This window comes from gamma proteobacterium symbiont of Scutellera amethystina (genome assembly GCF_059730845.1).
The window spans coordinates 883,891-910,250 of the sequence record NZ_AP035935.1; the positions used below are offsets into that span (position 1 = coordinate 883,891).

Sequence of the window (26,360 nt, forward strand, 5' to 3'; positions counted from 1 at the left end):
TTATACAGCACATTTTTGGCGCTTCGCCCCATTATTGTTTACCCTTGTACTCGGGAGTGTCGGATTAAATCTGGCAGTTTTTGTACTTTCCTGCGGGAAACTCAACAACAGGGCTAACAAATGGAAGATCTTAACGTCGTTGACGGCATTAACAATGCAGGTGGCTGGCTGGTGCGCAACCAGGCGCTGATCCTCAGCTATGCGGTGAACATCGTGGCGGCTATCGCCATCATTATTGTCGGGATGATTATTGCGCGCGTGGTATCGAACGGCGTCAATCGCCTGCTGGTCGCGCGTCATATTGATGCCACCGTGGCTGATTTCCTCTCGGCGCTGGTGCGCTACGGTATCATTGCCTTCACGATTATTGCCGCGCTGGGCCGTGTCGGCGTGCAGACTGCCTCGGTGATCGCCGTGCTCGGTGCTGCCGGTCTGGCCGTCGGTCTGGCACTGCAGGGGTCGCTCTCCAACCTGGCGGCAGGCGTACTGCTGGTGACCTTCCGTCCATTCCGCACCGGTGAGTTCGTCGATCTCGGTGGCGTGATGGGTACCGTACAGAATGTACAGATCTTCTCGACCACGCTGAAAACCGCTGACGGCAAAATTGTGGTGGTGCCAAACGGCAAAATCATCGCCGGCAACATCGTCAACTTTTCGCGCGAACCTATCCGCCGCAACGAGTTCATTATTGGCGTCGCCTACGATGCGGATGTCGATCAGGTGATCGCACTGCTGCGTGACGTGGTGGAAGCGGACGAGCGCGTACTGAAAGATCTGGGTATTCAGATTGGCCTGAACGAACTGGCGGCATCGTCGCTGAACTTTGTGGTGCGCTGCTGGAGCAAAAGCGGAGATCTGCAGAACGTCTACTGGGATCTGATGAAGAACTTCAAGCGCACGCTGGATGCGCACGGTATCGGTATTCCTTATCCGCAGATGGACGTGCACCTGCATCAGGTGCAGAGCGAGGCGCAGCAGCCTGCGCGCAGCGAGTAAGTTATCAGGGCACCGGCGGGTGCCCTTGTTTTATCAGCTACGCTAATGACCGATTAATTCTTTCCATTTCCGCTAATATCCCCGCCTCACTATACTGCACAGCAACACCACTTTTTCAGGAACTCCTCTGTGTTATCTGTTTACTTACAAGGGCTTGCCCTTGGTGCTGCGCTGATCCTGCCGTTAGGCCCGCAGAACGCCTTCGTCCTGAACCAGGGCATTAAGCGCCACTACCATTTGATGACCGCATCGTTGTGCACACTGAGCGATATTGCGCTGATCTGCGGCGGAATATTTGGCGGCAGCGCGCTGTTGCAGCAGTCGCCGGTTCTGCTGATGCTGATCACCTGGGCTGGCGTGGCGTTTCTGCTATGGTACGGCTGGGGCGCGCTGCGCAGTGCCTGGCAGGGCGATGTCACGCTGGCGTCAGAGGCGGCGCTGAAGCAGGGGCGCTGGCGCATTGTCGCCACTATGCTGGCGGTGACCTGGCTCAATCCGCATGTCTATCTCGACACCTTCGTGGTGCTCGGCAGCCTCGGCAGTCAGCTGCCGTCGGCGGAGGCGCGCCGCTGGTTCGCTTTCGGCACCGCCAGCGCCTCGCTGCTGTGGTTTTTCGGTCTGGCGCTGCTGGCCGCCTGGCTGTCGCCGCGCCTGCGCACCATGCGCGCGCAGCGCATCATTAATCTGCTGGTGGGCGGTGTAATGTGGTTTATCGCCCTGCAGCTGGCGCGTCAGGGCATCGCCGGATGGTGATGCACATGCAGGCCGTAAAGCGCGGGCAGAGCGCCTGCGCTGGCCAGCAGCTCCAGCCGAATCTGGCGGAACGCGGTATCCGGGGGCAGCGCATGATGGCACAGCGAGTGATGATTATCGCTGACCTCGGCCAGCAGCCTGTCATCCAGCCACAGGCGATAGTGGGTAGTGCAGTGCGGCGTCACCGCCTGCGCATGGCCCATCTGCACCGTTTCCATCGCATGATCGAAATCGTTATCGAACAGCAACGTAATCTGGCTGGCGCGCTGCGCATCCGGCCACTGCCAGCACACCCACGGCTGGCAATCGTCCGCTGCCGGCAGCCAGCCGTTGGTGTGACTTTCCGGCCGCAGTTTACCGTTGAGCAAATAGTCGCAGTGCCACAGCCGCAGCGGTGTTGCCAGACTAAACGCGATCAGTATCTGATTAGGCGCGCGGCGCGGTAGCCAGAAATCAAACTCATCCACGCCGTAATCGCCGTCGTTTATCTGCCGGGTGCGTTTCGCGACGCGCGGATTGAGGCTGTTGAATACCATCATGATGCCCGGCAGACGCTGACGGGTGAGCGCCACTTCAACCGCCGGATTTTCTTCAAAGGCGATAAACAGGTAGCGATCGCACTCCGCACGGTAGTCAAACGGCAGCGAATACGCCTCTTCAGCGTCAATCTGCAGGCTGTGCGTGGCCAGCAGCCGATCGCCGCAGGTATTGGCCGGATTGTCGCTGGTCAGCAGTGAAACCTGCAGCGTCTGCGCGGATGACGCCCGCAGCCGCACCGTCAGCGCCGGCAGGCGTTCTCCGGCTTTAAGCGGCAGCAGCAGGGCGCAGCGTGAGGTAAGGGCGTGCCAGCCGCCATCCGCGGGCAGGGCGTGCAGCGCGAAGGTGCTGCTGGCGCTGACCTGAGCGGCACCGGCCGGATGCGCCAGCTGCTGACGCGGAATGAACGCGCCGTGGCGCAGCAGCTGTTGCTGCAGCTGACCAATATGCTCCGGCTGCGCCAGCTGACGCGGTGTCTGGTTGTGCTGCTGACACAGCGCCGCCGCGCGGCCCACCACTTCGCCCAGCACGCCACAGGTGCACATCACGCGCGCGCTGCCAAAGGCAACGTGTGTGGCAGAGATAAGCCGACCGGTCAGCAGCAGATTATCCAGCGACTGGCTGTACAGCGCCCGAAACGGAATGGTGTAAGTGCCTTTGCTGTGGAACTGGCGACAGCCGTCGTGAGCGCTGTACACGCCGTCGGCCGGATGCAGGTCAATCGACCAGCCGCCGTAGGCCACCGCATCGTAGTGGTCGCGCTGCGCGATGATATCCTGCTGACACAGCAGGGTGTCGCCGAGAAAGCGTCGGCTCTCGCGCTTACCGGGAATCAGCCCGACCCATTCAATGGTCAGCGTGTCGGCATCGGCAAACTCGCCGGAGTTTTTGATGTAATCCCACACGCCCCAGACAATCTTCCACAGCTCCCACTTGATGGTTTCGCTTTCATGCACGGTGTCCAGCCGGCCGCCCCACTCAAGCCACCACAGATCGCAGCCGTTGAGATCGGAGCTCAGGCGTTTATAGCGCGGGATGGCGGTGATCTCTCTCAGCGCAAAGGAGGGCGGTGCAAAGCGCACCGGCTGCGCGCTGCGTTTGGTATAAAAATAAATCGAGTGGCCGAGCTTGTGGCCAAACTGCTCGCCCGGCGCCATTTTTTCGCCAAACTCCTGCGGTGATTCTGCGCCCACACGGTGCGCTGCCCCGGCCAGATAGCCGAGCACGCCGTCGCCGCTGGCATCGATAAACTGGTCGGCCGTCACGCGATAGCGGGTCTGATTGATGGCGTTGAAAGCCTGAACCGCCTGCAGGCGCTGCGCGGATTTTTCGATGTCGCTGACCACGGTATTGAGCAGCAGCGTCAGACGCGGCTGCGCCTGCACGATGTCCAGCAGCACCATGTCGAACAGCACTGGGTTGCCCTCTTTGTTGCGCCACAGGTTCTCCTCCATGATCTCGCCCATAATGCCGCCTTCACGCGCCCAGCGGTTGTTATTACCCATATGCGACGTCGCGCCGTTGGCCCACAGCCGTACTTCGCTGGAGGCGTTGCCGCCGGGGACCGGGCGATCCTGAATCAGCACCACCTGCTGTCCCGCGCGTGCCGCAGCCAGCGCGGCGCACACGCCCGCCAGACCGCCACCGGCGACCAGCACATCGGCGTGTAACGACTGCAGCGGAAAGGCACGCGCGGCCTGAGAAGAGAAAGTTTGCATCATGAGGTTACTCCCGCCTGAAGGCTGCTAAGATTGAATTTTTACCGTCACAAGGTGATTTATGTCTTCGCAACCCAACCAGAGCCTGATTGACGGAATTCGCTGCCTGCAATATCTGGTATCCAGTGACAAAGCGGTCGGCGGCCGTGAACTGGCGCGCCAGATGGGGATGAACAGCACGCGGGTAAACCGTCTGCTGATGACCATGGCGTCCATCGGCCTGACGATTCAGGATGAACACCGGCGCTATCTGCCGGGCCCGGGCATTCATGCGCTGGCGGCGCAGGCCATTCGTGGATCGTCGCTGTTTGCTTCGGCACTGCCGCAGCTGGAGGCGCACGCGCCGCGCGATATCGTGGTGGCGCTTGGCGTGCTGTGGGAGGACCAGGTCATTTACATCTGGCACTCGGAGCCCGGCGAGCGCACCAGTACCAGCCAGGCGCTGGCCGGATTCCGCATGCTGCCCGCGTGGCAGTCGGTGATTGGCGTCGCGCTGCTGGCGGCGGAGAGTGACGAGGTGCTGCGGCCACGCTTCAGTGACGAACAGTGGGCGCAGATTGCGCCACTGCTGGCGCGCAAACGCACCGGGGATTATCTGGTGTGGCATCGCGAGGACGGCGAAGTCAGTATGGCGCAGCCGATCAATAACAACCGCGCGGCGCTGGCCTTCGCCAAAATCTGGCAGGCCGATGAAGCCCAGCTGGCGCAGCGTCTGCAACAGCTGCACGCGCTGGCGAAACGGCTCATCAGCGCGCGCTGACATGGTCAATTTTTCCTACCACAAACAGATAGCTGCAGATGCCAATAGCGGCCAGCACGGCGATAAAGGCCAGCGCCGGCGCGAAGTTGCTGCCGTCAATCAGGGCGCCGATGGCGATGGGCACCACGATCGATGACAGCGCGCCGGTAAAGTTAAACACGCCGCCGGCCAGACCGATCAGATGGCGCGGCGCCAGCGCGGTAACAAACACCCAGGTGATGGTCGCCAGGCCATTACCAAAAAACGCCAGCGACATAAACAGGATGATTAGCCGCGAATCTTCGGTATAGTTAGCACCCAGAATGAACAGCGTCAGGAACAAGCCGAGGATCACCGGCAGCTTGCGCGCCACGCTGGCTGAGACGCCGCGCCGGATCATGCGGTCTGAGGCAAAGCCAGCCAGCAGCACACCACAAAACGCCGCGAAGTAGGGCAGCGACGCCACATAGCCGCTCTTGATAAAGTCCATGTGGCGATACTCCACCAGATAGGTAGGAAACCAGGTGAGGAAAAACCAGAAGGTGGCGGAGATGGTGAACTGGCCAATATAGATGCCGACCAGCTTGCGGCTGCGAAACATCTGCGCCAGATCGGCCCAGCGTGCGCGCGGCGGCTGGCTGTCCTGACGATTTTCCAGCAGTGCGCCGTTGTCACGCAGATAGTTAAGTTCAGCCTCTGATACGCCTTTATGCTGGTGCGGCTCGCGATACAGCAGATACCACACCAGCGCCCAAATCATGCCCGCCACGCCGGTAATCAGAAACAGCCCGCGCCAGCCAAACGCAGCCTGCACGTGAAACAGCAGCGGCGTCATACAGGCGAGGCCAACAAACTGTGCGGACGAGTAGATGCCAATTGCACTGGCGCGCTCCTGCTCGGGGAACCAGCTGGAAATCACCCGATTGTTAGCCGGCATCACCGGCGCCTCGAAGGCGCCGACGCCGAGGCGCAGACCGAACAGCGCGCCGAAGCTGCTGGCAAAAGCGTGCAGCGCGGTGATCAGCGACCAGGCAAACAGCCCCGCGCCGTATACCAGCCGCGCACCGAGACGATCGATCAGGAATCCGCCGGGAATTTGCAGCGCCGCATAGATCCAGCCGAACGCCGAGAAGATCAGCCCCATCTCCAGCGGCGTGAAGCGCAGTTCACCGGCCATCTGCGTGGCGGCCACCGACAGGTTGGTGCGATCCATGTAGTTAATGATGATGTTGATAAACACCAGTGCCAGCATCATAAAGCGTGTGCGTCCGGCTCGCACGCTGACCGCGCTTTGGCTAAGTGGCTGTTCTGTCATAATACAACTCTCCCGAGGGGCAGAAGTGTTTCTTTAATAGAAACGCAGGCGGCGCTTTTCAGCGAATCTGTAGCGATAAATTTGCGATCGCGGATACGTTAAACCTGAGCAAAGCCGAACTTTTTGCTAATTTCAAACTCAGACCATCACGCATAGTAATGTGTTTTGGGTTTCGCCATAGTGGCGACCTGCAAATTGAACCCTTCAAGGAGGACTTTCGTGAAACTGAAAGCACTGGCGCTGGCCGCCGTAATGAGCACGGGCGCACTGTCCGGTCTGGTCCAGGCGGGAGAATTGCCGAACGGACCGCACGTGGTGACATCAGGACAGGCCAGCGTGGATGCCCGTCCGGATATGGCGACGCTCTCCATCGTGGTGAATGTTTCGTCGAAAGACGCGGCGGATGCAAAAAAACAGGCTGACGACCGCGTGGCGCAATATTTTGATTTCCTGCAAAAGAACGGCATCGAGAAGAAGGATATTGATGCGGCTAATCTCAGCACCCAGCCGGAGTATGACTACACCAAAGAGGGTAAATCGGTGCTGAAAGGCTACCGTGCGGTGCGTCAGGTGGAAGTAACGCTGCGCCAGCTGGATAAGCTGAATGAGCTGCTGGACGGCGCGCTGAAGTCGGGCCTGAATGAGATTCGTTCTGTTGAGCTGGGCGTGGCTAACGCAGACAGCTACAAAGATCAGGCGCGTAAAGCGGCGATTGCCAATGCCACACAGCAAGCGAGCGCCCTGGCGGAAGGCTTCAATGCCAAACTGGGCTCGGTGTACAGCATTCGCTATCACGTGGCTAACTACCAGCCGATGCCGATGGCGCGCATGTACAAAGCGGCCGGTGCCGCAGCGGACACCACCGCGCAGCAGACCTACGAGCAGCAGAGCATCCATTTTGACGATCAGGTGGATGTGGTATTCGAAATCAAACCGAATACGGCGCAGTAAGTTAGCCTGTAAAATTGTAGCGGCGCGATTCATCGCGCTTTCCAGCAGCAGAATCGCTGTCAAATCGCTCGATGAATCGCGCCGCTACGACTGTTGTGCGCTAATCTGAACGGCGTTAAGCCGCAACTTCATCCTGGCGCAATACGCGGTGGCCATGGGCAATCAGCGCATCGGTCACGCTGCGCATCAGACGGCTTTCCGGCGCGAAACGGTGCCAGTACAGCATCCGGCGCTGATACAGACCCGGCGTCAAATCAACCAGCTCTCCCTGCGCCAGCTCGCGCTCAATCTGCAGGTGCGGAATCATACAGCACACCGATCCCTGTCGCGCCAGCTGCACAAAAGCCTCTGACGAGTTCACGATGTGGCACGGCACGCTGCCCGGCGATAAATCAAAGTTCTGCTGCAAAAAGGCCTGATGCATATCGTCGAGGTGATCAAACGCCACCGCCGGGGCTTTCAGCAGCGCCGAGCGCGTCACGCCATTGGGGAAATAGCGCGCGGCAAACTCCGGCGAGGCGCAGAACAGATAGTCCAGCGCACCCAGCTGATCCACCAGGCAACTTGGCAACGGCTGCGGCTGGATACTCACCGCGCCGACCACTTCACCGCGCCGTAAACGCTCCTGCGTGCGGGTTTCATCTTCCACCTGCAGATTCAGGCGCACCGGCGAGTCGGCCAGCACATCTTTCAGCGCCGGCAGCAGCCAGGTAGCAAGACTGTCGGCGTTCACCGCCAGCGACAGCAGCAGCGGCGTGGTGCCACCGTTATCATCGCCCAGCCACTCCTCTTCCAGCAATTCCACCTGATGCAGCAGCGCCAGCAATTTTTGTCCCTGCTCGGTCGGGCGCGGCGGCACGGTACGCACCAGCAGCGGCTGACCAAATAAATTTTCCAGCTGTTTAATGCGCTGCGACACCGCAGACTGCGTGATGCACAGCTTCTGGGCGGCACGCTCAAAGCCGCGTTCGCGAATCACAGCATCCAGCGCCTGAAGCGTTCGATAATCCGGGCGTTTCATTGTTGTTCTCTCTCGTTCAGGGTGGAAACTACTATGCCATAAAACGGCGAAGCTGTGCGGCCGACGCGTTTTTGCGGGCTGGCTTCCAAAGGCTTACATCCAACGTCGGTCAGCCGCGCTTTTTGACAGCGCCTTGTTTTATACTACGCGCACTTCGATGTCGCACAGGTTTTAAACATACCATGACCCAGGATGAACTGAAAAAAGCGGTAGGTTGGGCAGCGCTGCAGTACGTGCAGCCAGGCACCATTGTTGGCGTAGGCACCGGTTCAACGGCGGCGCACTTTATTGACGCGCTTGGTACGATCAGGGATCAGATCGAGGGGGCGGTTTCCAGTTCGGAAGCCTCAACCGAAAAGCTCAAATCGCTGGGTATTCCGGTGTTCGATCTCAACAACGTGGATGCGCTGTCGGTGTATGTCGACGGGGCTGATGAGATCAATCCACAGATGCAGATGATCAAGGGCGGCGGTGCGGCGCTGACGCGCGAGAAAATTGTCGCGGCGGTGGCGCAGAAATTTATCTGCATCGCGGATGCGTCCAAGCAGGTCGATGTGCTGGGCAACTTCCCGCTTCCGGTGGAGGTGATTCCGATGGCGCGCGCTTATGTGGCGCGGGAGCTGGTAAAGCTGGGCGGCCTGCCGGAGTATCGTCAGCACGTGGTTACGGATAACGGTAACATTATTCTCGACGTACATAATCTGCGCATCCTTGACCCGATTGCGCTGGAAAAAACCATCAATGCGCTGCCGGGCGTCGTCACCGTGGGGCTGTTTGCCGCACGCGGAGCGGATATTGCGCTGATTGGCACGCCGGACGGTGTGAAAACCATCACCAATTGATCTCACCGGCGCGCTGCCAGCGCCGGTTATTTCCATCCGCAAAACATCTTTTCTTGCTGCAGTGAAATTTGGTGACTTATGTCACAAATGATTCATCAACAGCAGGTTCGTACTTTGCGCTCTCGTCATCTCACGATTTTGTGTGGATTTGTGTTGTCTGCACGTGGGCGCGTGCTGGCGTGCAGGCAATCGTTTGTATTGCCGCGCCGGAAAATTTTGATATTTTGACAGAAGGCTACCTTATGGTAGTCCTCGTTGAATTCTGAATAGGGTCGGGAAATGGCAAAGGTATCACTGGAAAAAGACAAGATTAAGTTCCTGCTGGTGGAAGGCGTTCACCAGAGTGCGCTGGATAATCTGCGCGCCGCAGGTTACACCAACATCGAGTTCCACAAAGGCGCACTGGATGCTGAGACGCTGAAGTCCTCCATCCGCGATGCCCACTTCATTGGTATCCGTTCCCGTACCCAACTGACTGAAGAGATCTTCGCGGCAGCTGAAAAGCTGGTGGCGGTTGGCTGCTTCTGTATTGGTACTAACCAGGTTGATCTCAGCGCGGCAGCGAAACGCGGCGTGCCGGTGTTCAACGCCCCGTTCTCCAATACCCGTTCGGTCGCGGAACTGGTGATCGGCGAAATGCTGCTGATGCTGCGCGGCATTCCGGAAGCCAACGCCAAAGCACACCGCGGCATCTGGAATAAAATCGCCACCGGTTCGTACGAAGCGCGTGGTAAGAAGCTGGGTATCATTGGCTACGGCCATATCGGGATGCAGCTCGGCGTGCTGGCGGAAAGCCTTGGCATGCACGTATTTTTCTACGATATCGAAAACAAGCTGCCGCTGGGCAATGCCACCCAGGTGCGCCATCTCTCTGACCTGCTGAACATGAGTGATGTGGTCAGCCTGCACGTGCCGGAAACGCCGTCCACGCAGAACATGATTGGCAGCGAAGAGCTGGCGCTGATGAAGCCTGGTGCGCTGCTGATCAACGCCGCGCGCGGTACCGTGATCGACATCCCGGCGCTGTGTAATGCGCTGGCCAGCAAGCACCTCGCCGGTGCGGCCATCGACGTCTTCCCGGTTGAACCTGCAACCAATAGCGATCCGTTCAACTCGCCGCTGTGCGAATTCGACAACGTGATCCTGACGCCGCACATCGGCGGATCAACGCAGGAAGCGCAGGAGAACATCGGTCTGGAAGTGTCTGGCAAGCTGGCCAAGTACTCTGACAACGGCTCGACGCTCTCTGCAGTTAACTTCCCGGAAGTCTCGCTGCCGATGCACGCTGCCAGCGCCAGCCGCCTGCTGCACATCCATGAAAACCGCCCGGGCGTGCTGACCGCCATCAACCAGATCTTTGCCGAGCAGGGCATCAACATTGCCGCTCAGTATCTGCAAACCTCGCCAGTGATGGGCTATGTGGTTATCGATATTGATGCCGAAGAAGATGTAGCGGAGAAAGCGCTGCATCTGATGAAGGCGATTCCGGGCACTATTCGCGCCCGTCTGCTGTACTGACAGTGCAGGGCGCCGCTGGGCGCCCTGTCTTTATCCCGCCAGCGTTTCCCACTGCCAAAGCTTTGACGGCGTGAGAATCGCCGGCAATGGCACATCCCAGGCCGCCACCGGCAGCGCATCGACGCGCTGGCAGTCGTGCGCAATACCCAGCGGTAAAAAGCCATGCTGCTGCCAGTGCTGTAGCGTGCGATCGTAAAAACCCCCGCCCATGCCTAAGCGTTGTCCCTGCGCGTCAAATGCCACCAGCGGTACCAGCATCACATCCAGCTGATCGAGTGTCGCCAGCTGCGTAATATCCAGCGGTGGCTCAGGGATGCGCAGCTTGTTAGGCCGCAACGGGGTTTCTGGCGTGTAGCGCAAAAAAAGCAGGTGACCAGGCGCAAACGGGTGCAGCACCGGCAGAAAGACCTGCTTCTTTTGCTGCCACAGTTTGGCAATCAGCGGTCGGGTATTGATTTCGCCATCGACGGAAAGAAACAGCGCGATGCGTTGTGCGCTGGCCAGCGGAGCAAAATTGATGGCATGTTCAGCCAGCAGATCGGCGGCCTCAACCTGTTGCTCAGGCGTAAGATTGCGGCGCAGATGGCGCACATGCTGACGAATATCCTGACGGTCGAGAAGAGAGAGTGCTGGCATGATGTCCCCGGCTGATAAGGCTGTTGCTAGCCACATTATCACACCGGGAATAACAGGGTGGAACTAAGAGGAGATCTCCGAGATGCCGCCGCAGGCTGTAACCCTTGAACCCTTGGTTCAAGGTGAGTATGCCGTCGTAACCATCAGGCTTCTCGGACGGACCGAGCATGCTCACAGGTTACAGAGCGTCACACTCTGTTGGTATGAAATATCGGCTCAGGGGACTGGCCCGCTTGCAAACATCTCAGAGAAAATTGACTTCACCGTTACTCTAACACGAGTACCATGAAGTGTTATTCGAATTTAGGGCCCTGACGTTCAGTTATGCGACCTTGCTCAACTAATGCCTGCTCAATGGTCTGCTGCAGCATACGGATGCGTTGTTCCATATTGGCTGCGTAATCGCGCGTTTTACCTTTCTCTTGTGCCAGCTCGTGGCAAATGTTTAACGCGGCGATGAACACCAGCTGCTCTGTATTTGTGACTCTAGTGCGAACTTTTAAATCTTGCAACCGTTGATTGAGATCCTCTGCGGCCAGATTCAGCGCATCTTGCTGTTCAGGCGGACAATTCACTCTCAATGAACGACCAAAAATCTGAATATCTACCGGTTGTGCAGACATGCCACCATCCTGACTGATTACTTCGTTCGCATCTCCCTTACCTGTCAATGGGTTGGGAGGTGCGCAACTATATAGACCCGCGTGATAAGTTACAACCCCTTTTCTGGAAACCCTGAGGCACCTGGTGGTAGCATAACACGAACTTATTCTGCCAACGACGACCAAAGCTTATGTCTTTACAGAACGCAACACCCACTTACAACGCGCTGGCCGCGGCACTTTCCCAGCAGGGCGTAGGCATGACGCCCGCCGAGATGCACGGACTGCTGTGTGGCATTCTGTGCGGCGGCAATCAGGACAGCAGCTGGAAAACCCTGGTACATGACCTGACTAACGAGGGCATGGCGTTCTCGCAAAGCCTGTCGCAGCCGCTGCAGGCGCTGCATGAAAACCTGGCCAACACGCTGGATGAAGAGGGTTTCCTGTTCCAGCTGATGCTGCCGGATGAGGAAGACATCACGGTGTTCGATCGTGCTGACGCGCTGGCCGGCTGGGTTAATCACTTCCTGCTGGGCCTGGGCGTGACGCAGCCGAAGCTGGACAAAGTGACCGGTGAGACCGGCGAAGCGATTGACGATCTGCGCACCATTGCGCAACTTGGCTACGATGAAGATGAAGATCAGGAAGAGCTCGAACAGTCGCTGGAAGAGGTGATTGAGTACGTGCGCGTTGCCGCGCTGCTGTGCCATGACACCTTCACCCGGCCACGCACGCCGACCGCACCGGAAGTGCAAAAACCTACGCTACACTAAGCGCGTCATCGTGGGCAGGTCGCTGCCCGTTTTCTACAGGGAGTGCAAATATGATTACACTGGAAACTTTCCGGCAACGTCGTCAGGCGCTGATCGCCCGCATGGCGCCCGGCAGCGCGGCTTTGATTTTTGCTGCACCTGAAGTGACGCGGAGCAACGACACCGAATATCCCTTTCGCCAGAACAGCGACTTCTGGTACTTCACCGGCTTCAACGAGCCGCAGGCGCTGCTGGTATTAATCAAGAGCGATGACAATCATAACCACAGCGTGCTGTTTAACCGCGTACGCGACCTGACGGCGGAGATCTGGTTCGGGCGTCGGCTTGGTCAGGAAGCCGCGCCGGCGAAGCTGGGCGTTGACCGCGCGCTGCCGTGGGATGCGATTGACGAGCAGCTGCACCAGCTGCTCAACGGACTCGACGTGGTCTATCACGCACAGGGTGAATACGCGGAGGCGGATACGCTGGTGTTCAGTGCGCTGGAGAAACTGCGCCGCGGTTTCCGGCAAAACCTCAGCGCGCCGGCGACGCTGACCGACTGGCGTCCCTGGGTGCATGAGATGCGCCTGTTTAAAAGCGAAGACGAGATCGCCATTCTGCGCCGCGCAGGAAAAATCAGCGCGCTGGCACATACCCGTGCGATGCAGGCGTGCCGTCCCGGCATGTTTGAGTATCAGCTGGAAGGCGAAATCCATCACGAATTCACCCGCCACGGCGCGCGCTTTCCGTCTTACAACACCATTGTGGGCTCCGGTGAGAACGGCTGCATTCTGCACTACACCGAAAACGAAAGCGAAATGCGCGACGGCGATCTGGTGCTGATTGATGCCGGTTGCGAATTCCATGGCTACGCTGGCGATATCACCCGCACCTTCCCGGTTAACGGTAAATTCAGCCAGCCGCAGCGCGAGATCTACGACATCGTGCTAGCCTCGCTGTATAAGGCGCTGTCGATGTTCCGCCCGGGCATCAGCATCCATGAAGTCAATGACGAAGTGGTGCGTATCATGATCACCGGTCTGGTCGATCTGGGCATTCTGGAAGGCAATATCGATACGCTGTTTGAAGAGCAGGCGCACCGTCCGTTCTTTATGCACGGCCTTGGTCACTGGCTGGGGCTGGACGTGCACGACGTCGGCCACTACGGCACGCCCAGCCGCGACCGCCTGCTTGAACCCGGCATGGTGCTCACCGTTGAACCGGGCCTGTATATCGCGCCGGATGCCAAAGTGCCGGCGCAGTATCGTGGCATCGGTATCCGTATCGAAGACGACATCGTCATCACCGCCGACGGTAATGAAAACCTGACCGACAGCGTGGTAAAAGACGCTGAGGCGATCGAAGCACTGATGGCGGCGGCGCGCGGCGTATGAGTATTCTGATTGCAGGCGGCGGCATGACCGGCGCCACGCTGGCACTGGCGATTTCGCATCTGACGCAGGGCCAGTTGCCGGTGACGCTGATTGAGCGTCACCAGCCGGACAGCCGCGCGCACCCGGGCTTTGACGGGCGCGCCATCGCGCTGGCGGCGGGCACCTGTCAGCAGCTGGCGGAAATTGACCTGTGGCGTTCGCTGGCGGATTGCGCCACGCCGATTACCCACATCCACGTCTCCGATCGCGGGCACAGCGGGTTTGTTCAGCTGCAGGCTGAGGATTATCAGCTGTCGGCGTTGGGCAACGTGGTCGAGCTGTATGACGTGGGACAGCGCCTGTTTAAACGTCTGCGTGAGGCACCCGGCGTGACGCTGTGCTGCCCGGATCACGTTACCTCAGTAACCCGCAGCGCCGATAGCGTGCAGGCGACGCTCAGCAGCGGCGCAACGTTACAGGGCGCGCTGCTGGTGGCCGCTGACGGCGCACGCTCGCCGCTGGCGGCATCCTGCGGCATTCGCTGGCAGCGCGACGACTACCAGCAGCTGGCGGTGATTGCCAACGTCGCGACGCAGTTGCCGCATCAGGGCCGCGCGTTTGAGCGCTTCACCCGGCATGGCCCGCTGGCGCTGTTACCGATGTCCGGCAACCGTCTGTCGCTGGTGTGGTGTCATCCGGCGGCCGCCGAAGCCACGGTTAAGCAGTGGGACGATGCCACCTTACTGCATGAATTACAGCGCGCCTTTGGCTGGCGGCTGGGGCGCTTTACGCACGCCGGCCAGCGCGAAATCTATCCGCTGGCGCTGCAGACCGCAGAGCGTCAGGTGACGCACCGGCTGGCGCTGGTTGGCAATGCGGCGCAAACGCTGCATCCGATCGCCGGGCAGGGCTTTAACCTCGGTCTGCGCGATGTGATGTCGCTGGCGGAAACCCTTGCGGCGGCGCATCGTCACCAGCAGGATCCGGGCAGCCACGCGGTGTTGCACCATTTTGCTGCGCGCCGCCAGCCGGATCGCGCGGCGACCATTGGCGTCACCGACGGTCTGGTGCGGCTGTTCGCCAACCGTTATGCCCCGCTGGTGGCAGGACGAAATCTTGGGCTGGTGGCAATGGACCACCTGCCATGGCTGCGAAACCCACTTGCCGTGCGCACGCTCGGCTGGGTTAAGCGTTAAGCATGAATTAAGGGGCAGCAATGCAAACATTTGATGTGGCGATTGCCGGTGGCGGCATGGTCGGTCTGGCGGTGGCCTGTGGCTTACAGGGCAGCGGCCTGCGCGTTGCGGTGCTGGAAAAAGCGCCTGAGCCACAATTTGATGCGGCGGCGCCAGCGTCGGTTCGCGTCTCGGCCATCAACGCCGCCAGCGAGCGTCTGCTGCAAAAACTTGATGTCTGGTCCACCATCCTCGCGCTGCGCGCCAGCGCGTATCACGGCATGGAAGTGTGGGATCAGGACAGCTTTGGCTCGATCAGCTTTGATGACGAGCAGCAGGGGCTGTCGCACCTCGGACATATCATTGAAAACGAAGTGATTCACAGTGCGCTGTGGCAGCGCGCCAGCCAGTGCAGCGACGTGACGCTGATTGCACCGGCTCAGCTGCAGCAGGTGGCGTTTGGCGATAACGAAGCCTTTATTACCCTGCAGGACGGCAGCATGATGAGCGCGCGCCTGCTGATTGCTGCGGACGGGGCCAACTCGTGGCTGCGTGACAAAGCGGATATCCCGATTACCTTCTGGGATTACGAACATCACGCGCTGGTGGCCAATGTACGCACCGATATGCCGCACGATGCCATCGCGCGCCAGGTGTTCCACGGCGACGGCATTCTGGCCTTCCTGCCGATGCAGGATCCGCACCTGTGCTCCATCGTCTGGTCGCTGTCACCGCAGGAAGCGGCGCGACTGCAATCCATGCCGGAAGCGCTGTTTAACCAGCAGCTGTCGGTGGCATTCGATATGCGCCTTGGTCTGTGCCAGGTGGAAAGCGAACGGAAAACCTTCCCGCTGATGGCGCGTTACGCCCGCAACTTTGCTGCGCACCGGCTGGCGCTGGTGGGCGATGCGGCGCATACCATCCATCCGCTGGCCGGGCAGGGGGTTAACCTCGGCTTTATGGATGCCGCCGAGCTGATTGGCGAAATCCGCCGTCTGCATCAGCAGGGCAAAGATATCGGCCAGCATCTCTATTTGCGGCGTTATGAACGCAGCCGCAAGCACAGCGCAGCGCTGATGCTGGCCGGCATGCAGGGTTTCCGTGAGCTGTTTGCCGGCCATCATCCGGCAAAAAAACTGCTGCGCGACGTCGGGCTGAAGCTGGCCGACACGCTGCCTGGCGTGAAGCCGTTACTGCTGAAGCAGGCCATGGGCCTCAACGACCTGCCCGGCTGGATCCGCTAACCCTCCTTATTACGGCACCGTTTCAGGTGCCGTTTTTCCTGCACTGACGTTACGTGATCCCCTCAAGGGTGGGCGTGGCAGTCGGCTGCCGCTCATGAATCAACGAACTGCACAGCGTTGTCGCTATCCATCGCGACCCTGTGCGCACCCGGTAACGTCACTGCAAATCCCGCCCTGGCACCATTATTGTGCATCGCTGCACCCAAATTGCCCTTCATTTGATTTATTCTAATTTCAGGCCTCAATTCGCATTACTTTAACTAATCCTAAATGCTTTTCGTCCCCGAACCATTTCCCTTGTCTGCGGTACAGCTTCCATTATTCGGCTGAACTACTGCGCATCAGGTGAATTATATGCGCGGTAAATCACATAAATGCAGTGAGATGTGCTGGCATAGCTGCCGGGGCAGCACAAAGGATGATAAGGTTTCACCCTCGTTTTCCTTATGGTTAATTGCCGGATTCGGTGGTAACTTCAGCGTAAAGAGAACGTTTGCGTCGCTCAAAACTGACGGCGCAGGCGCGTCACACTCACTTGTCTTCACAGGATGGTTATGACTCAGCAAACGCCTCTATTCGAACAGCATCAGACCTGCGGTGCCCGCATGGTGGACTTCCACGGCTGGATGATGCCGCTGCACTACGGCTCGCAAATGGATGAGCACCATGCGGTGCGCAACGATGCCGGAATGTTTGACGTTTCCCACATGACCATTGTCGATCTGCACGGCGCGCGCACCCGTGAATTTCTGCGTTACCTGCTGGCCAACGACGTCGCCAAACTGACTCAGCCCGGCAAAGCCCTCTACACCGGCATGCTGAATGCTTCAGCTGGCGTCATTGATGATTTAATTGTTTACTTTATGAGCGAAGATTTCTTCCGCCTGGTGGTCAACTCCGCCACGCGCGAGAAGGATCTGGCGTGGATCGCTGAGCATGCGCAGCCGTTTGGGGTTGCGCTCACCGAGCGTGACGATCTGGCGCTGATCGCCGTACAGGGACCGAACGCGCAGCAAAAAGCACAGAGCCTGTTAAGCGCGGCACAGCGTGACGCGGTGGCAGGCATGAAGCCGTTCTTTGGCGTACAGGCCGACGATCTGTTTATCGCCACCACCGGTTATACCGGTGAAGCCGGTTATGAAATCGCCCTGCCTGCCGCTCAGGCCGCAGATTTCTGGCAGCAACTGCTGGCCGCAGGCGTGAAACCAGCCGGACTGGGCGCACGCGATACGCTGCGTCTTGAAGCCGGCATGAATCTGTATGGTCAGGAGATGGATGAAGGCGTTTCGCCGCTGGCCGCCAACATGGGCTGGACCATCAGCTGGGAGCCCGCCGACCGTGATTTCATTGGCCGTGAGGCGCTGGAAGCACAGCGCGAGAACGGCACGGAAAAGCTGGTCGGGCTGGTGATGACCGAAAAAGGCGTGCTGCGTAACGGTCTGACGGTGCGCTTTACCGATGCGCAGGGACAGCCGCAGCAGGGCATCATTACCAGCGGCTCCTTCTCGCCAACGCTGGGCTACAGCATTGCGCTGGCGCGCGTGCCGGCCAGTATCGGTGAGCAGGCGATTGTTGAAATCCGCAATCGTGAAATGCCGGTGAAAGTGACTAAACCTATTTTTGTTCGCGCCGGCAAGCCGGTCGCTCAGTAATTTTTTTTTCAGGAGAAATGGCGATGAGCAATGTGCCAAATGAATTGAAGTACCGTGATAGCCACGAGTGGGTGCGTAAAGAAGCTGACGGTACGTTTACCGTGGGCATCACCGAACACGCGCAGGAACTGCTGGGCGACATGGTGTTTGTCGACCTGCCTGACGTGGGCGCCAGCTTTGCCGCCGGTGACGACTGTGCGGTAGCCGAATCCGTGAAAGCGGCATCGGATATCTATGCCCCGTTGAGCGGTGAAATCGTGGCGGTCAACGAAGAGCTGGGCGATGCCCCGGAGCTGGTTAACAGCGAACCGTATGCCGCCGGCTGGCTGTTTCGCATCAAAGCCAGCGACGAGTCCGAGCTCGACGCGATGCTCGATGCCGCTGCCTACAAAGCGTCCATCGACGAGTAACCGGTAGTCTCTGAAGGTGCTGCACTGCGGCGCCTTCTTTTTTATCTGCCTGATTTAATGCCATTTTGTCACCCAGCCCGATTCAGGATGTACTGTAAATGACCCAGACTCTCAGCCAGCTCGAACATAACGGTGCTTTTATTGAGCGCCATATCGGTCCTGATGCCGCGCAGCAGGCCACCATGCTGGAAGCGATTGGTGCCAGCTCGCTGGCTTCGCTGATCGCTTCAATTGTGCCTGCTGATATCCAGCTGCCAGGCCCGCCGGCGGTAGGCGATGCCGCGACTGAACAGCAGGCGCTGGCAGAGCTGAAAGCCATTGCCAGCCAGAATCAGCGTTATAAATCCTGGATTGGAATGGGTTACAGCGCCGTGATCACCCCGCCGGTGATTCTGCGCAACATGCTGGAAAACCCGGGCTGGTACACGGCGTACACGCCATATCAGCCGGAAGTGTCGCAGGGCCGTCTGGAAGCGCTGCTCAACTTCCAGACCCTGACGCTCGATCTCACCGGGTTGGATATTGCTTCAGCTTCGCTGCTGGATGAAGCCACCGCGGCCGCCGAAGCGATGGCGATGGCTAAACGCGTCAGCAAGCTGAAAAACGCGACAAAATTCTTTATCGCCGATGACATCCATCCGCAAACGCTGGATGTGGTGCGCACCCGCGCCGAAACCTTTGGCTTTGAGCTGATTATCGATCGCGCCGAAAAAGCCCGCGAGCACGAAGATCTGTTTGGCGTGCTGCTGCAGCAGGTTGGTACCAGCGGAGAAGTGCACGACTACCGTGAACTGATTGCTGAGCTGAAAAGCCGCAAAGTGGTGGTGAGCGTGGCGGCGGATTTCATGGCGCTGGTGCAGCTGGAGGCGCCGGGCAAACAGGGTGCTGATATCGTCTTCGGTTCCGCCCAGCGCTTTGGCGTACCGATGGGCTACGGCGGTCCGCACGCGGCCTTCTTTGCCAGCCGTGATGAGCACAAGCGCTCCATGCCGGGCCGTATCATCGGTGTGTCACGCGATGCCGCCGGTAACACCGCGCTACGCATGGCGATGCAGACGCGCGAACAGCACATCCGCCGTGAGAAAGCCAACTCCAACATTTGTACTTCACAGGTGCTGCTGGCGAATATCGCCGGCCTGTACGCGGTTTACCATGGCCCGGCCGGACTGAAGCGCATTGCCTCGCGCATTCACCGTCTGACCTCGATTCTGGCGGCAGGCCTGCAAAACGGCGGCCTGAAGCTGCGCCATCACAGCTGGTTCGATACGCTGACCGTTGAAGTCACGGACAAAGCGGCGGTGCTGAACCGTGCGCTGAGCTTCGGCGTCAACCTGCGCAGCGATATCCTCAATGCGGTCGGTATCACGCTGGATGAAACCACCACGCGTGAAGACGTGCTGGCACTGTTTGCCATTCTGCTGGGCGATGCGCACGGCCAGGATATCGAGGCGCTGGACGCCGCGGTGGCGGCGGAAAATAGCGCCATTCCGGCAGGCCAGCAGCGTACCAGCGAATTCCTTACCCATCCGGTGTTCAACCGTCATCACAGCGAAACTGAGATGATGCGCTATATGCACAGCCTGGAGAAAAAGGATCTGGCGCTGAATCAGGCAATGATCCCGCTCGGCTCATGCACCATGAAACTGAATGCCGCCGCCGAAATGATTCCCATCACCTGGCCGGAATTCGCTGAACTGCACCCGTTCTGTCCGGCAGAGCAGGCGAGCGGTTATCTGCAGATGATCGGCCAGCTGTCACAGTGGCTGGTCCAGCTCACCGGTTACGATGCGCTGTGCATGCAGCCGAACTCTGGTGCGCAGGGCGAATACGCCGGTCTGCTGGCCATCCGCCGCTATCATGAGAGCCGTAATGAAGCGGGCCGCACGATCTGTCTGATCCCGAGCTCGGCGCACGGCACCAACCCGGCGTCCGCGCAGATGGCGGGCATGGCGGTGGTGGTGGTGGCCTGTGATAAGCAGGGCAACATCGATCTCGGCGATCTGCGTGAAAAAGCAGCGCAGGCCGGTGACGCGCTGTCGTGCATCATGGTGACCTATCCGTCGACGCACGGCGTCTACGAAGAGACCATTCGCGAAGTGTGCCAGATCGTGCATCAGTACGGCGGCCAGGTGTACCTCGACGGCGCAAACATGAACGCGCAGGTCGGGATCACCACGCCTGGCTACATTGGCGCTGACGTGTCGCATCTCAACCTGCACAAAACCTTCTGCATTCCGCACGGCGGTGGCGGTCCGGGCATGGGGCCCATCGGGGTAAAAGCGCATCTGGCACCATTCGTACCGGGCCATAGCGTGGTGCAGATTGACGGCGTGCTGACCCAGCAGGGCGCGGTTTCTGCGGCACCGTTCGGCAGCGCATCTATTCTGCCCATTAGCTGGATGTACATTCGCATGATGGGCGCAGAAGGGCTGAAGCAGGCCAGCTCGGTGGCGATTCTCAACGCCAACTACATCGCCAGCCGGCTGCAGTCGGCGTACCCGATTCTGTACGCCGGCCGCGACGGCCGCGTGGCGCATGAGTGCATTCTCGACATTCGTCCGCTGAAAGAGCAGACCGGCATCAGCGAGCTGGATATCGCGAAACGCCTGATCGACTACGGCTTCCATGCGCCGACCATGTCGTTCCCGGTCGCCGGCACGCTGATGGTCGAGCCGACCGAATCTGAGAGCAAAATCGAGCTGGACCGCTTTATTGACGCGATGCTGGCGATCCGCATGGAAATCGATCGCGTAGCCGACGGTGAATGGCCGGCTGACGACAACCCGCTGGTGAATGCACCGCATACCCAGATGGAAATCGTCGGCGACTGGACTCATCCGTACAGCCGCGAGCTGGCGGTCTTCCCGGCCGGCAGCGCCAACAAATACTGGCCGACCGTTAAGCGTCTCGACGATGTGTTTGGCGATCGCAATGTGTTCTGTTCATGCGTTCCGATGAGCGAATACCAGTAATTTGCAGGCGTAATCCAAACCCTTCAGTAATACTAAAGGCCAATTTGTCGGCCTTTTTTTTATGGGAGAAGCATATGAATCTGGCACTGGTCACCGGCGGTAGCCGCGGAATTGGACGGGCAACATCGCTGCTGCTGGCGCAGGCGGGTTATCGCGTGGCAATCAATTTCCGGCAGCGCGCAGCAGAAGCGTTGCAGGTGGTAGCAGATATCGAAGCGCAGGGCGGCAGCGCGTTTGCCTTACAGGCGGATATTGCCGACGAAGCGCAGGTGGTGCGCATGTTTCAGCAACTGGATCTGCAGCCGGGTGCGCTGCGCGTACTGGTGAATAACGCCGGTATTCTCTTCTCCCAGTGCCGGGTGGAAGATCTGGATGCCGCGCGCATTCAGCGCGTACTGGCAACCAATGTCACCGGCACGTTTATCTGCTGCCGCGAAGCGGTAAAACGCATGAGCACCGCACACGGCGGTCAGGGCGGCGCCATTGTTAACGTCTCGTCAGCGGCTGCGCGTACCGGCTCGCCCAATGAGTATGTCGATTATGCGGCGTCGAAAGGCGCGATGGACACGCTGACCAGAGGATTGTCACTGGAAGTGGCGGCGCAGGGGATTCGCGTCAACAGCGTGCGGCCAGGGCTGATCTACACCGATATGCATGCCGACGGCGGCGAGCCGGGGCGCGTTGATCGTCTCGCGGCATCGCTGCCGATGCAGCGCGGCGGCCAGGCGGAGGAGATCGCTGCCGCCATTGCCTGGCTGGCCAGTGACGCCGCTTCATACGTCACCGGCAGCTTTATTGATGCGTCAGGCGGGCGTTGAGCGGCCCGTCATAAATAGCCTGTGAGCGCGCGGCGCACATCAACACGTCGCGCGCCATTAGCGTTACAGCACTTCACCATTGCTGGCGATCACCTGCTGATACCAGGCGAAGCTTTTCTTCTTCGAGCGGGCAAAGCTGCCGCTGCCATCATCGTTTTTATCGACGTGGATAAAGCCGTAGCGCTTGCTGTACTGGCCGGTGGTAAAGGAGACGCAGTCGATGCAGCCCCACGGCGTATAGCCCAGCAGATCGACGCCATCCAGCGCCACCGCTTTTTTCATCTCTTCGATGTGCGCGCGCAGATAATCAATGCGGTAGTCATCTTCAATCACGCCCTCAGCATTGGCTTTATCAATGGCACCAAAGCCGTTCTCAACAATAAATAGCGGCTTCTGATAGCGCTCATACAGCGCGTTCAGCACATAGCGCAGGCCGACCGGATCAATCTGCCAGCCCCAGTCGGACGCTTTAACGTGCGGATTAGGCACTACGCCGTCGAAGCCGGTGATCGGGTCGTCGACGCCGCTGGCTTTGGTGTCCACCGCGTTGCTCATGTAGTAGCTGAAACCGATGTAGTCGCAGCAGCCCTGACGCAGCGTTTCGGCGTCATCGGCTTCCATCGCAATGTGATAGCCCTTGCGCGCCCACTCTTTCAGCGTATAAGCCGGGTACGCGCCGCGCATCTGCACATCGCTGAACACGTAGCGCTGATGCATTGACTCTTGTGCGCGCATCACGTCGTCCGGATGGCAGGAGAACGGATAGACCGGCACCATGGCGATCATGCAGCCAATCTGGAAATCCGGGTTGATTTCGTGGCCACGCTTCACCACTTTGGCACTGGCGATGAACTGGTGATGCATCACCTGATACATCGTCTGCTCGGGCTTTTCATGCTCGGTGAACACCACGCCGGAGCAGCAGTAGCCGAACAGCGGATACTGCCAGTTGCGCTGATTATTGATTTCATTGAAGGTCATCCAGTACTTCACCTTGTGGCGATAGCGCGTCATCACCACGTCACTGAAGCGCACAAAGAAATCGACCACTTTGCGATTAGCCCAGCCGCCGTACTCTTTAACCAGATGATAAGGCATCTCAAAGTGCGACAGGGTAATCACCGGTTCGATGCCATATTTCAGCAGTTCATCAAACAGGTCATCGTAAAATTGCAGGCCGGCTTCATTGGGCTGCAGTTCATCGCCGTTGGGGAAAATGCGCGTCCAGGCAATCGAGGTGCGGAAGCATTTGAAACCCATCTCGGCAAACAGCGCCACGTCCTGTTTGTAGTGCGAATAGAATTCCACCGCCTGATGGTTGGGATAGTGCTGGCCGGGCTGAACGCCGGGCGTGATGACGCGATCTACGCCGTGTGCGCCGCCGGTGAGAACATCGGCGATACTGACGCCTTTGCCGCCCTGATCCCAGCCGCCCTCAACCTGATGGGCTGCCACCGCGCCGCCCCAGAGAAATCCGCTGGGTAACTGCAATCCTTCACTCATTTCAATACCTCGTCACGCTGTTGGCGAAAATAATACTGCCCGCAGTGTAACAACTGAAATAGCAAAGTCACGCTATAACACCGGCGCGGAAATGTGACTTGTTACCGCCGAAAAACAGGCTGTTTTATACCTGCGTGAGGCGGGCAATATAACGGCCCAGCGTCTCCAGAATATAAATCACCGGTACCTGAGTGGTAATATCGTAGCGGTCAGGCAGTTTCTCCTGCGGCACATGATAGGAGAGATTGAAATCCGCCATTTTCGCCAGCGAGCAGTTGTCGTGATTGGTGATGGAGATGATTTTACAGTGATGCAGACTGAACTGACTGGCAAAGCGCAGGATCTCTTCGGTTTCGCCAGAAACGGATAAAATAATCGCCAGCGCATTTTCCCAGGCGCTCTTACTCACCGGGTAATAAGGATCATCGATGTGATGGCTGAATTTGCCAATATTAGAAAAATAGCGCGCACCATATTTGCCAAGGCTGCCTGAAGTACCAGCACCAATAAAGAAAATGTGCTCAGCCTCAATAATCATTTGCGCCGCGGTGGCAATCTGCTGATCAAATTCTGCGTTATTGATGCTTTTAAAAAAGCTCAGCATTTCACCGACACCGGAGGGCAGCAGCACCGGCGCGCTTTCCTCCTGCGCCAGGCGAAAACGGATACGGAATTCTGACCAGCCGTCACAGTGCATTTTGCGGCAGAAGCGCAGCACCGTGGTGGTCGAGACGCCCGCCTGCGCCGCCAGTTCGCGGATGGTCATATAACTGACACTTTCCCGGTGTTTGATGATGAAGTGATAAACCTGCATCTCAAGGTCATTCAAACGGGACAGGTCGCTGTGTGAAAACATTCGGGCGGCGCTCACGGCAAAAAGAAGCCTCAGTGTAACAGATTGGTTTGCCGCTGGGTTGTCACACCTCTTCACAGAATAATTTTAGCGTACATGTGTACTCTGAAATTGTTCTTCGCTACTCTGGTGCACAGAAAAAGCACAACTTTCGTTACGATGTTCAGGAATCCGACGCCATGGTACAGAACCGACTTATTGCCCAGGGCTATTCACTGGCCGAAGAGATCGCCAACAGCATCAGCCACGGCCTGGGCTGTGTGTTTGGCATCGTGGGGCTGGTGTTGCTGTTGACCCAGGCCGTTGAAATGCAGGCGAATATCACTGCCATTACCAGCTATAGCCTGTACGGTGGCAGCATGATTCTGCTGTTCCTCGCCTCGACGCTGTATCACGCCATTCCGCATCAGCGTGCCAAATACTGGCTGAAGAAATTTGACCACTGCGCCATCTATTTGCTGATCGCCGGGACTTACACGCCGTTTCTGCTGGTCGGGCTGCAATCGCCGCTGGCGCAGGGATTGATGGTGGTGATCTGGAGTCTGGCGCTGGCGGGCATCATCTTTAAGCTGACCATTGCGCATCGCTTTAAAGTGCTGTCGCTGGTGACCTATCTCAGCATGGGCTGGCTGTCGCTGGTAGTGATTTATCAGCTGGCAACCAAACTGTCGGCCGGCGGCGTCTGGCTGTTGGCGGCGGGCGGGATTGTCTATTCACTCGGGGTAATTTTCTATGTGTCGCGCCGTATCCCGTACAATCATGCCATCTGGCACGGTTTCGTGCTGGGCGGCAGCGTGCTGCACTTTTGCGCCATCTATTTTTACGTGATGTAACAAGGCCAGGGTCGCCACTGATGGCGACCCTGCGGCATACCAGCCGTAACCGTTACTCTTCCAGCGAATAGGGCAGCGGCTGGATGGTCAGCTTACCGCTCTCATCGCCTTCAACGCGCAGCACGCTGTCCGGCTCCAGATCGTTGTTCAGCACCGCCTGCACCCACACGCTGCCATCATCCAGCTGTACGCCGCTCAGCACCGTGCCGGTGCGACGCCATTTGTCGCCCATCTGCAACTCCAGCGAACTGGCTGCGTCCGGTACTTTGCTGGCGCTGCCCGCCAGCCAGTAGAGCGCACGTTTGTTGGCGCCGCGGAATTTGGCGCGCGCCACCATTTCCTGGCCGGTGTAACAGCCTTTTTTAAAGCTGATGGCATCCAGCGCCTGCAGGTTGGTGGCCTGCGGAATCAGCTGCGCCGTGGTGGCGCTGTCAATGACCGGCACGCCCGCCGCAATATCCAGCGCCAGCCACTGCGTGCTGTCATTCAGCTGCGCTTCCCCGGCCAGCTTCTGCTGCAGCGCTTCGGCCTGCGCCGGCGTGGTGACCAGCAGAAAACGCTCGGCTGGCTCGGCGAACCACAGCAGGGTGGTGTCATCCTGCTGTACCACTGGGGTTGTGGCATCCGGCAGCGTGGCGAAAACGTTAGCCAGCGCGGCGCGCGCCTGAAAACCGGCAACGCCGAGCAGGACTGCGTCATCATCGGCCGCAATGGTCACTTTGGCGAACACCGCATACTTCTTCAGTTCGGTCACCTGCTGCTCGCGCAGATTGCGCCGCACAACATAGGCATAACCTTCTCCACGATGGAACAGACGCAGATTGCTCCACATTTTGCCTTTGGCATCACAGTGCGCTGCCGGGCGATGCTGCGCTGCGTCCAGCGCCGCCACGTCCAGCGTCAGCTGACCCTGCAGATAAGAGGTGCTATCTTTGCCCTGCACCGATACCAGCGCCCACTCGTCGAGCGACATCAGCGTTAAAGGCAGGCGCGACGCCGCAGCGGGCTGGCGAGGCGGAAGGGTGAAAATCGGCATGAGTCCGTCCTGATCAATAAGGTTTATCCAGTAATATGCTTACCAATGTTAAAAGAGCAGTGCGCCATTGCAACCTGTTTGCGGAATCTGGCGCACAAATCGCGTGATAAC

General features: G+C 58.9%; 23 protein-coding genes and 1 other RNA gene. 15 read left to right on the plus strand and 9 right to left on the minus strand.

Going from position 1 to position 26,360, the window contains the following annotated elements:
- Positions 1 to 120: 120 nt before the first annotated feature.
- Positions 121 to 996: a small-conductance mechanosensitive channel MscS gene (mscS, locus tag AC6I79_RS04025; RefSeq protein ID WP_159377875.1), complete on the plus strand. Its 876-nt coding sequence runs from the start codon at positions 121 to 123 to the stop codon at positions 994 to 996.
- A 129-nt stretch (positions 997 to 1,125) separates the two neighbouring features.
- Positions 1,126 to 1,749 carry an arginine exporter ArgO gene (argO, locus tag AC6I79_RS04030; RefSeq protein WP_159377874.1) on the plus strand — a complete coding sequence of 208 codons (624 nt, stop codon included), beginning with the start codon at positions 1,126 to 1,128 and terminating at the stop codon, positions 1,747 to 1,749.
- On the opposite strand, the gene AC6I79_RS04035 is transcribed toward argO, so the two are convergent.
- Complete coding sequence (locus AC6I79_RS04035; RefSeq protein ID WP_498027731.1) at positions 1,728 to 4,004, minus strand: FAD-dependent oxidoreductase; 2,277 nt, start codon at positions 4,002 to 4,004, stop codon at positions 1,728 to 1,730. The genes argO and AC6I79_RS04035 overlap by 22 nt on opposite strands.
- A gap of 61 nt (positions 4,005 to 4,065) precedes the next feature.
- Here AC6I79_RS04035 and AC6I79_RS04040 point away from each other — a divergent pair, with 61 nt between their 5' ends.
- Positions 4,066 to 4,764: an IclR family transcriptional regulator gene (locus tag AC6I79_RS04040; protein WP_058775866.1), complete on the plus strand. Its 699-nt coding sequence runs from the start codon at positions 4,066 to 4,068 to the stop codon at positions 4,762 to 4,764.
- On the opposite strand, the gene AC6I79_RS04045 is transcribed toward AC6I79_RS04040, so the two are convergent.
- A complete protein-coding gene (locus tag AC6I79_RS04045; RefSeq protein ID WP_132464545.1) occupies positions 4,751 to 6,058 on the minus strand; it encodes an MFS transporter in 1,308 nt (435 codons plus the stop codon). The two genes, AC6I79_RS04040 and AC6I79_RS04045, sit on opposite strands and share 14 nt — an antisense overlap.
- Before the next feature lie 219 nt (positions 6,059 to 6,277).
- Between AC6I79_RS04045 and AC6I79_RS04050 the strand changes: the two genes are divergently transcribed.
- Positions 6,278 to 7,009, plus strand: coding sequence for an oxidative stress defense protein (locus AC6I79_RS04050; protein ID WP_159377871.1), 732 nt, complete (start codon positions 6,278 to 6,280; stop codon positions 7,007 to 7,009).
- Positions 7,010 to 7,124: 115 nt separating this feature from the next.
- Here the strand turns inward: AC6I79_RS04050 and AC6I79_RS04055 are convergent, their stop codons facing one another.
- Positions 7,125 to 8,030, minus strand: a complete 906-nt coding sequence (locus AC6I79_RS04055; protein ID WP_021506656.1) for a LysR family transcriptional regulator ArgP — start codon at positions 8,028 to 8,030, stop codon at positions 7,125 to 7,127.
- Positions 8,031 to 8,212: 182 nt separating this feature from the next.
- Here AC6I79_RS04055 and rpiA point away from each other — a divergent pair, with 182 nt between their 5' ends.
- Both rpiA and serA read left to right on the plus strand, forming a co-directional pair.
- Positions 8,213 to 8,872: a ribose-5-phosphate isomerase RpiA gene (gene rpiA / locus AC6I79_RS04060; RefSeq protein WP_021506657.1), complete on the plus strand. Its 660-nt coding sequence runs from the start codon at positions 8,213 to 8,215 to the stop codon at positions 8,870 to 8,872.
- A gap of 279 nt (positions 8,873 to 9,151) precedes the next feature.
- Positions 9,152 to 10,390: a phosphoglycerate dehydrogenase gene (gene serA / locus AC6I79_RS04065; protein WP_159377870.1), complete on the plus strand. Its 1,239-nt coding sequence runs from the start codon at positions 9,152 to 9,154 to the stop codon at positions 10,388 to 10,390.
- Between the two features lie 30 nt (positions 10,391 to 10,420).
- Here serA and AC6I79_RS04070 read toward each other — a convergent pair whose 3' ends face one another.
- From AC6I79_RS04070 to zapA, 3 genes are all read right to left on the minus strand, one after another.
- Complete coding sequence (locus tag AC6I79_RS04070; protein ID WP_058757099.1) at positions 10,421 to 11,026, minus strand: 5-formyltetrahydrofolate cyclo-ligase; 606 nt, start codon at positions 11,024 to 11,026, stop codon at positions 10,421 to 10,423.
- A gap of 70 nt (positions 11,027 to 11,096) precedes the next feature.
- A non-coding RNA gene (gene ssrS, locus AC6I79_RS04075) (6S RNA) lies at positions 11,097 to 11,280 on the minus strand.
- 39 nt (positions 11,281 to 11,319) lie between these two features.
- The gene (gene zapA, locus AC6I79_RS04080; protein WP_021506660.1) at positions 11,320 to 11,649 is read right to left on the minus strand and encodes a cell division protein ZapA; all 330 of its coding nucleotides are present in this window, start codon (positions 11,647 to 11,649) and stop codon (positions 11,320 to 11,322) included.
- 170 nt (positions 11,650 to 11,819) lie between these two features.
- Here zapA and AC6I79_RS04085 point away from each other — a divergent pair, with 170 nt between their 5' ends.
- The 8 genes from AC6I79_RS04085 to AC6I79_RS04120 all read left to right on the plus strand — a co-directional run bounded on the left by AC6I79_RS04085 (position 11,820) and on the right by AC6I79_RS04120 (position 22,024).
- On the plus strand, positions 11,820 to 12,401 hold the full coding sequence (locus AC6I79_RS04085) for a YecA/YgfB family protein (RefSeq protein ID WP_058757098.1): 582 nt from the start codon (positions 11,820 to 11,822) through the stop codon (positions 12,399 to 12,401).
- A 50-nt stretch (positions 12,402 to 12,451) separates the two neighbouring features.
- Complete coding sequence (gene pepP, locus AC6I79_RS04090; protein ID WP_104188393.1) at positions 12,452 to 13,774, plus strand: Xaa-Pro aminopeptidase; 1,323 nt, start codon at positions 12,452 to 12,454, stop codon at positions 13,772 to 13,774.
- Positions 13,771 to 14,949, plus strand: coding sequence for a 2-octaprenyl-6-methoxyphenyl hydroxylase (ubiH, locus tag AC6I79_RS04095; RefSeq protein WP_159377869.1), 1,179 nt, complete (start codon positions 13,771 to 13,773; stop codon positions 14,947 to 14,949). Before pepP ends, ubiH begins: the two co-directional genes overlap by 4 nt.
- A gap of 20 nt (positions 14,950 to 14,969) precedes the next feature.
- Complete coding sequence (ubiI, locus tag AC6I79_RS04100) at positions 14,970 to 16,172, plus strand: FAD-dependent 2-octaprenylphenol hydroxylase (protein WP_059011499.1); 1,203 nt, start codon at positions 14,970 to 14,972, stop codon at positions 16,170 to 16,172.
- A 554-nt stretch (positions 16,173 to 16,726) separates the two neighbouring features.
- Entirely contained in the window at positions 16,727 to 17,824 is a 1,098-nt protein-coding gene (gcvT, locus tag AC6I79_RS04105) for a glycine cleavage system aminomethyltransferase GcvT (protein ID WP_159377868.1), read from the plus strand.
- Between the two features lie 23 nt (positions 17,825 to 17,847).
- Complete coding sequence (gcvH, locus tag AC6I79_RS04110) at positions 17,848 to 18,234, plus strand: glycine cleavage system protein GcvH (protein WP_159377867.1); 387 nt, start codon at positions 17,848 to 17,850, stop codon at positions 18,232 to 18,234.
- 98 nt (positions 18,235 to 18,332) lie between these two features.
- A complete protein-coding gene (gcvP, locus tag AC6I79_RS04115) occupies positions 18,333 to 21,206 on the plus strand; it encodes an aminomethyl-transferring glycine dehydrogenase (protein WP_159377866.1) in 2,874 nt (957 codons plus the stop codon).
- Between the two features lie 74 nt (positions 21,207 to 21,280).
- On the plus strand, positions 21,281 to 22,024 hold the full coding sequence (locus tag AC6I79_RS04120) for an SDR family oxidoreductase (protein ID WP_159377865.1): 744 nt from the start codon (positions 21,281 to 21,283) through the stop codon (positions 22,022 to 22,024).
- 63 nt (positions 22,025 to 22,087) lie between these two features.
- Here the strand turns inward: AC6I79_RS04120 and AC6I79_RS04125 are convergent, their stop codons facing one another.
- Together AC6I79_RS04125 and AC6I79_RS04130 are read right to left on the minus strand one after the other, a co-directional pair.
- Positions 22,088 to 23,527, minus strand: coding sequence for a 6-phospho-beta-glucosidase (locus tag AC6I79_RS04125; protein ID WP_159377864.1), 1,440 nt, complete (start codon positions 23,525 to 23,527; stop codon positions 22,088 to 22,090).
- A gap of 124 nt (positions 23,528 to 23,651) precedes the next feature.
- Entirely contained in the window at positions 23,652 to 24,383 is a 732-nt protein-coding gene (locus AC6I79_RS04130; RefSeq protein ID WP_125309814.1) for a MurR/RpiR family transcriptional regulator, read from the minus strand.
- A 176-nt stretch (positions 24,384 to 24,559) separates the two neighbouring features.
- Here AC6I79_RS04130 and trhA point away from each other — a divergent pair, with 176 nt between their 5' ends.
- Positions 24,560 to 25,213 (plus strand): PAQR family membrane homeostasis protein TrhA, encoded by a 654-nt coding sequence (gene trhA, locus AC6I79_RS04135; protein ID WP_021506671.1) that lies wholly within the window; start codon positions 24,560 to 24,562, stop codon positions 25,211 to 25,213.
- A gap of 52 nt (positions 25,214 to 25,265) precedes the next feature.
- Here the strand turns inward: trhA and ygfZ are convergent, their stop codons facing one another.
- Positions 25,266 to 26,249 (minus strand): tRNA-modifying protein YgfZ, encoded by a 984-nt coding sequence (gene ygfZ / locus AC6I79_RS04140; protein WP_132464570.1) that lies wholly within the window; start codon positions 26,247 to 26,249, stop codon positions 25,266 to 25,268.
- Positions 26,250 to 26,360 lie beyond the last annotated feature (111 nt).